The sequence below is a fragment of the Testudinibacter sp. P17/SS/0325 genome (assembly GCF_053570765.1).
This window is the reverse complement of record NZ_CM131635.1, coordinates 662,952-676,351: the sequence shown is the minus strand read 5'-3', so window position 1 is coordinate 676,351 and position 13,400 is coordinate 662,952. Positions and strand designations below refer to the sequence as shown.

The 13,400-nt window shown below is 50.7% G+C and carries 9 protein-coding genes; 4 read left to right on the top strand and 5 right to left on the bottom strand.

What is annotated here, in order from left to right; genetic code table 11:
- Positions 1–166 precede the first annotated feature (166 nt).
- Both rraB and ACWA50_RS03320 read left to right on the top strand, forming a co-directional pair.
- Positions 167–601 carry a ribonuclease E inhibitor RraB gene (gene rraB, locus ACWA50_RS03325; protein WP_431053908.1) on the top strand — a complete coding sequence of 145 codons (435 nt, stop codon included), beginning with the start codon at positions 167–169 and terminating at the stop codon, positions 599–601.
- A gap of 339 nt (positions 602–940) precedes the next feature.
- Complete coding sequence (locus tag ACWA50_RS03320) at positions 941–3,871, top strand: S8 family serine peptidase (protein ID WP_431053907.1); 2,931 nt, start codon at positions 941–943, stop codon at positions 3,869–3,871.
- Positions 3,872–3,924: 53 nt separating this feature from the next.
- Here ACWA50_RS03320 and shiA read toward each other — a convergent pair whose 3' ends face one another.
- On the bottom strand, positions 3,925–5,271 hold the full coding sequence (shiA, locus tag ACWA50_RS03315; RefSeq protein ID WP_431053906.1) for a shikimate transporter: 1,347 nt from the start codon (positions 5,269–5,271) through the stop codon (positions 3,925–3,927).
- Positions 5,272–5,614: 343 nt separating this feature from the next.
- Positions 5,615–6,232: a MarC family protein gene (locus ACWA50_RS03310; RefSeq protein WP_431053905.1), complete on the bottom strand. Its 618-nt coding sequence runs from the start codon at positions 6,230–6,232 to the stop codon at positions 5,615–5,617.
- An 80-nt stretch (positions 6,233–6,312) separates the two neighbouring features.
- On the opposite strand from ACWA50_RS03310, the gene ACWA50_RS03305 reads away from it, so the two are divergent.
- Positions 6,313–8,250: an ABC transporter ATP-binding protein gene (locus ACWA50_RS03305; protein WP_431053904.1), complete on the top strand. Its 1,938-nt coding sequence runs from the start codon at positions 6,313–6,315 to the stop codon at positions 8,248–8,250.
- A gap of 6 nt (positions 8,251–8,256) precedes the next feature.
- Here ACWA50_RS03305 and ACWA50_RS03300 read toward each other — a convergent pair whose 3' ends face one another.
- The 3 genes from ACWA50_RS03300 to recA form a co-directional block, all read right to left on the bottom strand.
- Entirely contained in the window at positions 8,257–8,754 is a 498-nt protein-coding gene (locus tag ACWA50_RS03300; RefSeq protein ID WP_431053903.1) for a GNAT family N-acetyltransferase, read from the bottom strand.
- Between the two features lie 204 nt (positions 8,755–8,958).
- Entirely contained in the window at positions 8,959–9,414 is a 456-nt protein-coding gene (gene recX, locus ACWA50_RS03295; RefSeq protein ID WP_431053902.1) for a recombination regulator RecX, read from the bottom strand.
- A 56-nt stretch (positions 9,415–9,470) separates the two neighbouring features.
- The gene (gene recA / locus ACWA50_RS03290) at positions 9,471–10,523 is read right to left on the bottom strand and encodes a recombinase RecA (protein WP_431053901.1); all 1,053 of its coding nucleotides are present in this window, start codon (positions 10,521–10,523) and stop codon (positions 9,471–9,473) included.
- Positions 10,524–10,740: 217 nt separating this feature from the next.
- On the opposite strand from recA, the gene mutS reads away from it, so the two are divergent.
- On the top strand, positions 10,741–13,329 hold the full coding sequence (gene mutS / locus ACWA50_RS03285; RefSeq protein ID WP_431053900.1) for a DNA mismatch repair protein MutS: 2,589 nt from the start codon (positions 10,741–10,743) through the stop codon (positions 13,327–13,329).
- The last annotated feature ends 71 nt before the right edge of the window (positions 13,330–13,400 follow it).

The window sequence follows — 13,400 nt, the reverse complement described above, 5'->3', positions numbered from 1 at the left end:
TCTTAACAAGCGGCTAACAGCTTGTTACAAATCATCTTTTGTTTAACATGATCCTGTGGTTTATCGGTTGGAAATCACAGGGAAAAAGATAAGGATTGTTTAATTTTGGCACCGGTCTTACAATGTGCGGGAAATAGAATCCGCTTATTTCAATTAAGGAGAAAGTATGAAAACGAAGCGTGAGCAGTTGCAACGGGAAACCCGCGAGATTATCGAGGATTTATTCAACGACGGCAGCGATCCTGAGGCGTTATACATCATTGAACACCACATTTCCCACCGTGATTTTGATAAGTTGGAAAAAATTGCCGTTGATGCGTTTAAAGCCGGTTATGAAGTATCGGAAGCGGAAGAGCTGGAAGACGAAAGCGGCAATGAGCTGTTCTGCTGCGATATTATCAGCGAAATCGAACTGAAAGCCGAACTCATCGACGCGCAGCAAAATGAACTGATTCCGTTAGTTGAAAAACACGGCGGCGCCTATGACGGTTGGGGCACTTATTTTGAAGACCCGAACGCCGATGAGGACGAATACGGCGACGACGGTGAATTTTTTGATGATGACGAAGACTTCGATGATGAGGAAGATACGCGCCACTAACCGCACTTTATCTCCGCAAACGAATCACCTATCCTTTCTAAGCAGCCTGCATATGCAGGCTGTTTTTTATCTGTGATAAAGATAAAAATCCCCGCCACAAACTTACCTTTAACAAAAATAGTCGATAAAACCATACGTATCGCATTAAAAAACAAGCGGTTATTTGAGTTAGGGTAAATCATTGCGATGATAGCGCGCAACGGCAGGTACTACCTTGTCGTTACTTTTTTTATTACATAAAGTGGCGCCCATTTTGAAGTTGGGAATGGTTATTATATCGTTTTCAAATAGTCAAAAATAACCAATTCAGTCACATTGATAATAAAAATAAGGATTGTTATGTTGAAATTTCCTGTAGTTGGATTTCCATTTAAAAAATCATCGCTCAGCCTGATAGTAAGCGGTATCATGCTCGCCAACTTGCTACAAGCGGCGGAACTGAGCGCTGAGCAGCAAAAACTGGCGCAATATTTGCAACAACCGAAAGAAGGAATTGGATTAACCGATCAGATCGCGGCGCAATATAACGGCAGCGGCGTAGTGGTCGGCGTGGTCGATTCGGGCTTTTTTAACGGACACCCGTTGTTAAAAGACAAGCGCAATCTGATTCCGTTAGTATTCAGCCAGACCTTAAACGGCAAATCCTATAGGTTTGACCCGACTAAACTGGTACAGGAAACCGATCAAGAGAGCGGCAAACCGATTTACAGCAGCCACGGCGGACAGGTCAGCGGCATTATTGCGGCGAATGGGCTGCAATCAACACAGGATCCGCGCTTGAGCTATTTTGGCGGAATTGCCAAAGGGGTGACGCTGTATCAAGCTTCATATGAACCGACCAGCGGTTCTCCGGCGGGCAGCGGCAATGAAGCCGAAGATAAAAAGCTGCTACTTGGTAAAGATCCGCTGCCGCGCACGATGTTTGCCGTTGCGATTGAACAGATGTCGGCTAAGGCGCCCGGGCTACATATTATGAATCACAGCTGGAACGAAGATCCGGTTGCCGAGCAGGCGGCGGCAATGGATAAGGAATATCGCGGCAAACTAAATTTATCCAATGTATTGATAAGCAGTTTACATCAGGCAACGGAGAAAGGCGTATTGCAGGTGTTTGCCGCCGGTAACGAGTCGAAACGCCAGCCGGGTATTTTGGCGGCACTGCCGCGTTATTTCCCCGAAATGGAAAAACATTATCTGTCGGTGATTGCGGTCGGGGCGGATCACAAACTGGAAAGCTACTCCAACCATTGCGGCGTGAGTAAAAACTGGTGTATCGCCGCGCCGGGTACGATGGCGCTGCTGTCGATTGCCGGTGATCCTACCGCCGGCACAGTGGATTATTCGTTCACAGCCGAACAGGGCACCTCCTATGCCGCGCCGACCATCAGTGCGGTGGCCGCCTTGCTGAAACAGCGCTTTGAGTATATGGACATGACGCAGGTGCGCGATGTGATGTTGACCACCGCCACCGATTTGGGCAGCAAAGGGGTTGATGACACGTTCGGTTGGGGCATGGTCAATGTCGGCAAAGCGTTGCAAGGCCCGGCACAGCTATTGGGCGATGAAACTTACACCTTAAACCGTGACGATCGTTGGTCGAACAGCTTGAGTGGCGGCGGGCGCTTGCGCAAACGCGGCACAGGCAGTTTGACTTTGGCGGGTGACGGCAACCGTTTGCAAGGTTTGACCGTCGCCGGCGGCGCTTTGGTATTGCAAGGCGACACTCGGTTACAGCAAAGTGCGGTGGTGGAGCAAGGTCGCCTACAAGTGAATCAGCGCTTACAAAGCCCATCGCTTCAGGTCAATCCACAAGGCAGCTTGGGCGGGAGCGGCGTCATTGCCGCCGCCAGTGAGATTAGCGGTACCTTATTTGCCGAAGGAATGCGTTTTGTCAATCGTCTGAGTTTGCAAGATTCGGCACAGTTTAATTTACTGACCGCACAAGGCATTAGCGCCGACGGACAGGCGGCGCAAGTGCGGTTGGCAGGGCGGTTGACGGCAGACGGATTGGATCTGCGCCAAGCCAAAGCCGGACAGACGCGGGCAACGCTGTTGCAATTGCAAAACGGTGCCGCTTATAGCGGCGGCTTTGCCGCATTGCAGCAACCGCAGGCGCTGTTAAGCCAAGGTTTGCGTTATGATTTGCAATTTAATTCGGACTCCGTGCTGTTGAATGTCAATCCAAGCCGTTTATCCGCGCAAAGTGCCAACCGTAATGAAGCCAACGCGATTGACGCCTTAAATCAATTGCGCGACAGTCGCTTGGCTTTCAGCCGCAGCCACTATAACCGCTGGCTGACCAGGGTGTTGCAAAGCGGCGATTGGCAGCGATTGCCGCAAACCTTGGGCAACGGTATTTATGCTAACAGCGTCAGCTATTTGTTGGATCAAGCGGCGTTAAACCGCACTTTGCTCCAGCGCCGCTTGAACGACCATCAGATGTTGCATGGCGACGGGTTACAGGTGTGGAGCGAGTTGGGACGGGATAATAGCCATTACCGCGCAAATGCACGGGGCGCACGGGTCGATTATCGTGCGACACAACAGACAGTGGGCGTGAGTAAACGGCTCTCGCCGCAAACGTTGTGGCTTGCCAGCGTATCGAACAACCGTTTTACGGCGAGCCAAGCGTACGCAAGCGCAAATATCCGCGAAGCCCGCTTATCGACCGCCGCGCGTCACTTTTTGCTGTCGGAACGGCAAGGCTGGTTTGTCGAAGGGGATCTGGCATTCGCCAACATCAACTATAAACAGCAACGTCAGTTTAACGGCGTGGCGGACGGCAGCCATGGCAAAACCCGGGGTTGGAACGGTAGTGTCGGCTTCAGTGCCGGTTATTTGTGGCAACGGCAGGCGTGGACGTTACAGCCGTCGTTCGGGCTGCAAGTGAATCACTTGCAGTTGAAAGAATTTAGCGAGCAAGGCAGTGAGTTGGCGCTGAATACCGGCAGAATTCGCCAAACCGAAACGAATCTGTTACTGGATCTGCAGTTAAACCGCACTTTCCAATATGGTGATTGGCAATTGATTCCAAGCATTTCATTGGCATATAGCCAACATCTTGCTTCGCGCCCGTTCAGCGTAACCAGCCATTTAGATCGCGTCGCGATCACGCAGACAGCAACGGCACAACAACGGGGTCATTTACGCACACAATTCGCGTTTGCCGTCAATTACCATGCTTGGCAAGCCGGATTGGGTTGGCAGTATAACGGTTATCAGCAGGAACGTGGTAGCAAAGCCTATCTGAATATCGGCTATCGCTTTTAATCAAACTTATGCCGCCCCATTGGAGGCGGCTTTTTTATTTAGCTAAAGTGCGGTTAACTGCGCTGCATTCTTGCCGCCACCAGTGCGGTCAACAGGCAGCCGACCATCAGATAGATCGCCACCGGATACCAAGAGCCGTCGTACCAGGTGACTAACGCCGCGGCGATAAACGGGGTGAAACCGCCGCCGACGATGCTGGCAACCTGATAGCCGACGCCGGCGCCGCTGTAGCGATAGGCAGTGCCGAAAAATTCGGTGAACAGCGGTTGGTGCACGCTCACCACCATATCATGCGCAATGTTTGCCAACAGAATCGCACACAGATAAATCCAGAACACATTGCCCTGCTCCATTGCGAAAAAGAACGGTACGGCGCTGAGCGCACCGATAATACCGCCGCCGACGCACATCATACGATAACCCATTTTATTGCGCGCATAGCGGTCGGCAATGCGCGCAAACAGCGGAATGGTGAAACAGCTGATGGCGCCGACCATCAAACCGATATTCAAGAACACGCTGCTCGACATGCCCAAATGCTGGGTTGAATAATTGAGCGCGAAATTGGTCACCAGATACATGGTCAGCAGCTCGGCGAAACGCAGGGCGATAATGTATAAAAACGCTTTCGGGTGGCGCGAGATCGCCTCGATAATCGGCATTCGTTGCGCCTGTTGTTTGGCGTTGATCACGGTTTGCTCAAATTCGGTCGATTCTTCCTGATGGCGGCGAATCCACAGTGCGACCAACAGCAGCGCCACACTGGCGATAAACGGAATCCGCCACGCCCAGTCATGAAACGCCTCGTTGCCGAAGAAATAGATAATCAGTGACACGCTGCCGGTTGCCAACATTAAGCCGACGCCGTAACCGATTTGCACGCCGCTACTGTAAAACGCTTTTTTGCCCGGCGGCGCACTTTCCACCGCCATTAATGCCGCGCCGCCCCATTCGCCGCCGACGGCAAAACCTTGAATCGCACGCAAGACGACCAACAGCACCGGCGCCGCCCAACCGATACTGGCGAAGTTCGGCAGCAAGCCGATTAACACCGTCGAACCGCCCATTAACACTACGGTCAACACCAACATTTTTTTACGCCCGATCCGATCACCGAAATGCCCGAACACAATACCGCCGAGCGGACGGAACAGAAAGCCTATGCCGAAGGTGGCGAATGCCGCCAAAGTGCCCATACTCGGGCTGATATTCGGGAAAAATTGGTGATTGAACACCAAGGCGGCAACAATGCCGTACAACAGGAAATCATACCAATCGACCACCGCGCCCATAAAACTACTGAGGGCGGCGCGATGGGCGCGTTTGTGGCTGTACAGTGGCGGGTTGATGACCGCACTTTGATTGGCTTTTGCGCCAGCTTCTTTTATTAGTTGAGACACGGAAAACCTCGATTAAAGCGGAGTATAAACAAGCAAACTTTAATTGTGTAATTATTTTTATACAAAAATTAAAGTGTCGGATTCGAGATTACCGAAAGAGCGGGACAAGGTCAAATGAAGTTTTAACGATTTAGATTTGGGCGGCTAACCGTCAAGTTTTTATCTATCAAATAAGTATCGACGTAACCCAAAGTGCGGTTGCCACGCCCTTGCCGCGCGCGGCTCCATTAACTGCAATTGCAAACATCTCCCCCCGCTTCTTGCGTTGTGATTACGGTTTTAAAACGATCCCAACATTGCTCGAAGTTGTTGCGTGTCATTTCGCGGATCTACGTACGGTTCCTTATTTGACGTACATAAAGAAATCGCGCACCCCGACCAAAATATTATTGATAGCGACGGCGGCTAGAATTAAGCCCATTACCCGGCTGATAATCGCTGCGCCGGTGGTGCCGATAATCCGCTGGATACGGTTGGCGGCAATAAACAACAGATAGGTGATCAGCAAAATCAACAGCATGATCAGGGTGGTCAACATTTGTTCGCCAAAGTTAAAGCGGTGATTATCGGTCAACAACACAATCGCCATCATCGCGCCGGGTGAAGCAATGGACGGCACGGCGAGCGGATATACCGCAATTTCGTTCAGATTGGACGGTAGGCGCATTTCTTCGCTCGGTTTGCCTTCACCGAAAATCATGGTTAAGGCGAACAGCAATAACACCAAGCCGCCGGCGGTTTGGAAGGCGGTAAGCGGGATTTGCATGGCTTCTAATAACAACTGCCCGACGGCTAAGAAAAAGACCAAAATCCCGGCGGAAATCAGGGTGGCATTACGCGCAATGCGGTGGCGGGCTTCCAACGGCAGTCCAATCGTTTTGGCAAGGTAAACCGGCACCGAACCGATCGGGTCGATCACCGCCCACAGCACCACAAACTGTACAATAAGAGAATCAAACATTATTCATCCTGAATTTGTCTTGAATGATGGAGAGTTATGTTATCATTGTGCAATAATCTATTAACAAAATAAAATAAAAAATGATCTTTTTTAGTGACCTGACTTTAAAACGCGGCGTAACGACATTATTGGAACACGCCAACGCCAGTATTAATCCCGGACAGAAGGTCGGCTTAGTCGGCAAAAACGGCTGTGGCAAGTCGTCATTGTTGGCATTGTTGAAAGGCGAAATGCAAAGCGAAGGCGGCGAGATCAAATTTCCCGCCAACTGGGCATTGGCATGGGTCAATCAAGAAACGCCGGCGCTGGCGATCAGCGCGTTGGATTATGTGATTCGGGGCGACCGCGAATACACTCAATTAACCCATGAATTAGAGCAGGCGAACGCGAATAATGACGGCAACCAAATCGCGCTGTTGCACGCCAAATTGGATACGATTGACGCTTGGACGATTCAAGCGCGCGCGGCAACCTTGCTGCACGGCTTGGGCTTTGAAAACGAACAACTGCAAAGTGCGGTCAAATCTTTTTCCGGCGGTTGGCGCATGCGGCTAAACTTGGCGCAAGCCTTGATTTGCCGCTCCGATTTATTGCTGTTGGACGAACCGACCAACCACTTGGATCTCGACGCGGTAATTTGGTTGGAACGTTGGTTAAGCCGTTATCCCGGCACTTTGATCCTGATTTCGCACGACCGTGATTTTCTCGATCCGGTGGTGAGTAAAATTCTGCATATCGAACGACAACAACTGAACGAATACAGCGGCGATTACTCTTCATTTGAAGTGCAGCGCGCCACCAAACTGGCACAGCAAAATGCTTTGTATCGCCAACAGCAGCAAAAAGTCGAACACCTGCAAAGCTATATCGACCGTTTCCGTGCCAAAGCCAGTAAAGCCAAACAAGCACAAAGCCGAATCCGTGCCTTGGAACGGATGGAACTGATTGCGCCGGCGTATGTGGATAATCCGTTTAAATTTGAGTTCCGCCCGCCGGTATCCTTGCCCAATCCAATTTTGACGATGGAAAAAGTGAGTGCCGGTTATGGCGATCATACCGTGCTGCAATCGGTCAAACTCAATCTCGTGCCCGGCTCGCGTATCGGTTTATTGGGGCGCAACGGCGCAGGCAAATCGACCTTAATCAAATTGCTGGCAGGAGAACTCGCGCCACAGAACGGCATAGTGCAGTTGGCAAAGGGCGTGCAACTCGGTTATTTTGCGCAGCACCAACTGGACACCCTGCGCGCCGACGAAACCGCACTTTGGCATTTGGCACGGCTTGCACCGCAGCAAACCGAACAGCAGTTACGCGATTATCTCGGTGGTTTCGCCTTTCACGGCGATAAAGTCAAACAGCCGGTGGACAGTTTTTCCGGCGGTGAAAAGGCACGGTTGGTATTGGCGTTAATCGTGTGGCAACGCCCGAATTTATTGTTGCTCGACGAACCGACCAACCACTTGGATTTGGATATGCGCCAAGCTTTGACCGAGGCGCTAGTGGATTATCAAGGCTCATTGGTGGTGGTATCGCATGATCGTCATTTGCTGCGCAATACGGTGAATGATTTCTATCTGGTGCACGATCACAAGGTGGAAGATTTCAACGGCGATCTGGACGATTACCAAAAATGGTTGAATGACAATGTGAATCAAAGTAATACCCATCAAGACAGTGGTCAAACAGCGGATAAAACCGGTGAAAGTGCGGTTGATAAAAGCGAAAGTCCGCTGAACCGTAAAGAACAAAAACGCTTGGAGGCCGAATTGCGCCAGCAAACGGCACCGTTGCGCAAAAAAATCCAACAACTGGAAAGCCAGCTGGATAAGTGCGGGGCGCAATTGCGTGAGATTGAAAACCAACTGGCAGACGGTGCGATCTATACCGAAGAAAACAAAGTGCGCTTAACCGCATTACTGGCTGATCAGGTCAAACTGAAAAAACAGCTGGAACAGATTGAATTTGACTGGTTGGAAGCGCAACAACAACTGGAGGAGCGGTTAGCCCGGTTTGGTTAGCGTTGCTTAGGCCGGATTGCCACCGATACGGCGCGTGAGTACCGAACGTGCGCCGCGCACATTAATAATCACTTTGCCGGCAGCCTGAAAGCCGCAGCGTAGATAGAGTTGATACGCCCGTTGGTTTAGCGGATTGACCGCTAACACGATTTCATTGTATTTCGGCGATAAATTGTAGATAAAGGAATCGATCAGATTGGGCGTGAGGGCGGTAGTGGCGATTCCCATCCCCTGATATTGCGGATTAATCGAGAAAGAGCGCAGCAAGATCGCCTGCGGATTATTGGTATATTCCAGCTTTTCCGGGCCGCGATCAAGCACGAAAAAACCGACTGCGGTTTTATCTTGTAAAATCGAAACACCGGTCATGCCGTTGCTTAACAGCAAGGTGTGCCCTTCAAACCATTGCCACGGTTGGCGTACATATTTGGCTTGTTCCGAATCCAATTGGTAACTCAGCAAATCGTCAAAGTGCCAAAAGGTATATTTCTCAATACTGATCATTGTTAATCCATTAACCTATAAAGAATATCTTATTACGGCACAAGTACCTACCGCTTATGGTTACCCTATGCTTCGTTGGCAACTCTCTCCATTCTAAATCTAAGCGTCGGTCAGCGCAATGACGGACTAAAAACAACGGCTTTTGGTGATATTAATGTTGAGTTTAGGCTTAGGCTTGCCGACAGGAGAACGCATGGCGATCAGTTAGTCGTCATCCGAATCAAGCTTGAATAAATGGCGGAAGTGATCGGGCTGAAAACCATGATTCGACATAAAGCGCCACGCTTTTTGCTTTTGTTTCATGTCCCATTGAGCGGTTTGGATATTTGAAAATTTCTTTTGAAAAACGCTTTCCGCCAGTTCGAACCAATCAAGCGCAGTTTGGGCAAATTGCGCGGAGATCAGATCGCTTGCGATACCTTTTTGCTGCAATTCCTGCTTAATTCGTGCCGGACCGTATCCTTTGCGGCTGCGCGACAGCAGAAAATGCTCGCAAAAGCGTTGATCACTTTGCCAACCTTTTTGCCGGCAATGTTGCAGCACTGTTTCAATATCTTCCGCAGCAAAGGCTTTTGCCGTCATTTTTTGCCGAATCTCTTCACAGCTGTAATCACGCCGCGCCAGCAGATTCATAATATAGGCAAGAGCGATTTTGTTCATAATTCGTTTGTATAATGCTTAATTTTCCTCCCTGCGCATGCGCAGGGAGCCGGCTATTACTCGTCGTTCGCTTCAAAACCTTCATCGTCGCCGTCGATATCGGCAACTAAACCTTGTTCGGGATTTGCCAATAATTCGGTACGCAATTTGTCTTCCAATTCCTGAGCGGCGGCTTGGTTTTCTGCCATCCACTTCATCGCATTGGCACGACCTTGTCCGATTTTACTGCCGTTATAGGCATACCATGCACCGGCTTTTTCCACCAGTTTGTGTTTCACGCCCAGTTCGATTAATTCGCCCAGCTTGGAAATGCCTTCGCCGTACATAATTTGGAATTCGGCTTGGCGGAATGGCGCCGCGACTTTATTTTTCACCACTTTCACCCGGGTTTCGCTCCCGATGACTTCTTCGCCGTTTTTGACCGCCCCGGTGCGGCGGATATCCAAACGTACAGAAGCATAGAATTTGAGCGCATTACCGCCGGTGGTGGTTTCCGGGTTGCCGAACATCACGCCGATTTTCATGCGGATTTGGTTGATAAACACCACTAAGCAATTCGCGGTTTTGATATGCCCGGTCAGCTTGCGCAGTGCCTGTGACATCAAACGCGCCTGCAAGCCCATATGCGAATCGCCCATATCGCCTTCGATCTCCGCTTTCGGGGTCAAGGCGGCGACGGAATCGACAATAATCACTTCCACCGCACCGGAACGCACCAAGGCGTCACAAATTTCCAACGCCTGTTCGCCGTTGTCGGGCTGGGATACCAACAACTCTTTCACATCAACGCCTAATTTGCTGGCATAAATCGGATCCAATGCGTGTTCGGCGTCAATAAAGGCACAGGTTTTGCCGGCTTTTTGCGCTTGCGCAATCACCGATAAGGTTAGCGTGGTTTTGCCGGAAGATTCCGGTCCGAAAATTTCCACAATCCGCCCCATCGGCAAACCACCGATTCCCAAGGCGACGTCCAAACCGAGTGAGCCGGTTGAAATCGACTCAATATCCAGGGTTTGTGTGTCGCCCAAGCGCATAATCGACCCTTTACCAAATTGCTTTTCAATTTGCCCCAATGCGGCAGCCAGTGCTTTTTGTTTGTTATCGTCCATACTAAACCTCTAGTTACGCAATCTTGCTTGATCAGAATTACCGCTTATTATACTGTACGGTTATACAGTATCAAGTGAAATTTTGATCTTTTTTTGCAGGATGTGAAAGCCATTCCAAAACCGCACTTTCAGCATTGATTTCTTTTTTATGCCATTTTATCAATCTGCGAAAAATCACGTATAATGTCGCCAATTAACCCTAAATGCTAAAAGAGTTATGCAAGAATTACATGCCCACACCCCGATGATGCAACAATATTTGCGCCTGAAAGCGGAAAATCCCGATATTTTGCTGTTTTACCGTATGGGGGATTTTTACGAATTATTTTATGACGATGCCAAGAAAGCGGCGCAGTTGTTGGATATTTCGTTGACCAAACGCGGCAATTCCGCCGGGCAGCCGATTCCGATGGCGGGAGTGCCGTATCATGCGGTCGAGGGCTATTTGGCAAAGTTGGTGCGCCTGGGCGAGTCGGTGGCGATTTGCGAGCAGATTGGCGATCCGGCAGCGAGCAAAGGTCCGGTCGAGCGGCAGGTGGTTCGGATTGTCACGCCCGGCACGGTCAGCGACGAAGCCTTGCTCCCGGAGCGGCAAGATAACCTGATCGCGGCGGTGTATCAACACAACGTGCGGTTTGCGCTGGCAACCTTGGACATGAGTTCGGGGCGGTTTCAAATCAGCGAACATGATAATTCGGCGGCGCTGCAAGCGGAGCTGCAACGCTTGTCGATTGCCGAGTTGTTATATGATGAAGAGTTCAGCGACATGGGGCTGTTGCAAGGCTGTCGCGGTTTGCGCCGCCGCCCGATTTGGGAATTTGAACTGAATACCGCACTTCAGTTACTCAACCGTCAGTTCGGCACCAAAGATTTGAAAGCCTTCGGTGTGGAAAAGGCGAGTTTGGGGCTGTGTGCCGCCGGCTGTTTGCTGCATTATGCCAAAGAGACCCAGCGCACCGCCCTGCCGCATATCAATTCGATCAGTCTGGTGCAAAACAGCGAATTTATCGTGCTGGACGCTGCGACGCGGCGCAATTTGGAGCTGACGCAGAATCTTGCCGGCGGCACGGAATACACCTTGGCGTGGGTGTTGGATCACTGTGTCACGCCGATGGGCAGCCGTTTGTTGAAACGCTGGATTCATCAGCCGATTTGCGACACTGCCCAGTTACAAAAGCGGCAACAGGCGATTGCCGATATTTTGCAGTATGACTTAATCGCCGATTTACAACCGTTATTGCGCCAAGTGGGCGACATGGAGCGGATTTTGGCGCGGGTGGCGTTGCGTTCGGCGCGTCCGCGTGATCTCACCCGTTTGCGTAGCGCACTGGAGCAAATTCCGCCGATTAAAAATCAACTGATTCCGCACAATTCGCCGCAGCTAACTGCGCTTTGCGGCTTAATCGACGATTTTTCCGAATTATGTGAACTGTTACAACAGGCGTTGGTGGAAACGCCGCCGTTGCTGATTCGCGACGGTGGGGTGATTGCACCGGGCTATCATGCGGAGTTGGACGAATGGCGCGAGTTGTCTGCCGGCGCAACCCGCTTTTTGGACGAGTTGGAAGCGCGCGAGCGCGAAGCGACCGGCATTGACACCCTGAAAATCGGCTTTAATGCGGTGCACGGCTACTATATCCAAATCAGCCGCGGGCAGGCGGATCGTGCGCCGATACATTATGTGCGCCGCCAAACCCTGAAAAATGCCGAACGTTATATTATTCCCGAACTGAAAACCTACGAAGACAAAGTGCTGAAAGCCAAAGGTGCGGCGTTGGCGTTGGAAAAGCAGTTGTATGACGAATTGTTCGAACGCCTGCTACCGCACTTGGGCGATCTACAGCTGGCGGCGCTGACCCTTGCGCAGTTGGACGTGTTCAGTAATTTAGCCGAACGGGCGCAAACCCTGAATTACAGTCGTCCGCAGTTTGCCGAGCAAATCGGCATTGCGATTGAAAACGGTCGTCACCCGGTGGTGGAACAGGTGATGAGTGATCCGTTTATTGCCAATCCGCTGCAACTCAATCCGCAACGTCATCTTTTGGTGGTAACCGGTCCGAATATGGGGGGTAAAAGCACCTATATGCGGCAAACAGCGTTGATCGTGCTGATGGCATACATCGGCAGTTTTGTACCGGCACAAAGTGCGGTTATCGGCCCGATTGATCGGATTTTTACCCGCATTGGCGCGTCGGACGACCTCGCTTCGGGACGTTCGACCTTTATGGTGGAGATGACCGAAATGGCGAATATTCTGCACCAAGCCGGTGAGAAAAGTTTGGTGCTGATTGATGAAATCGGGCGCGGCACTTCCACTTATGACGGCTTGGCGTTGGCATGGGCGTGCGCCGAGTGGTTGGCGCAAAAATTGCGTTCGCTGACCCTGTTTGCCACCCATTATTTTGAACTGACCGTGTTGCCACAGCAGTTTGAGGGCGTGTTTAACGTACATCTCGACGCCTTGGAACACAACGACAGTATTGCCTTTATGCATGCGGTACAAGAGGGTGCGGCGAGTAAAAGTTACGGCTTGGCGGTAGCGGCATTGGCAGGCGTGCCGAAAAAGGTGCTGACCCTTGCCAAACAAAAACTGAACCAGTTGGAACGTTTATCGCAACAAACGGGTGATCAAAAACTGCAACAACTGCGCGAATTGAACCAAATGCAGGCAGAATTGCCGTTGATCGAAGAAGATGAAGGCAAAAGTGCGGTCTGGCAGATGTTGCAACAGCTCGATCCCGATGATTTAACCCCGAAACAGGCATTGACGTATTTGTATCAGTTAAAAACCTTGGTGAAAGGTTAAAGTAATTGATTTTAATGGTAAAAGTAGGGGCGGATTATATATCCGCCCGAACCGCACTTTGCATTTTTTAT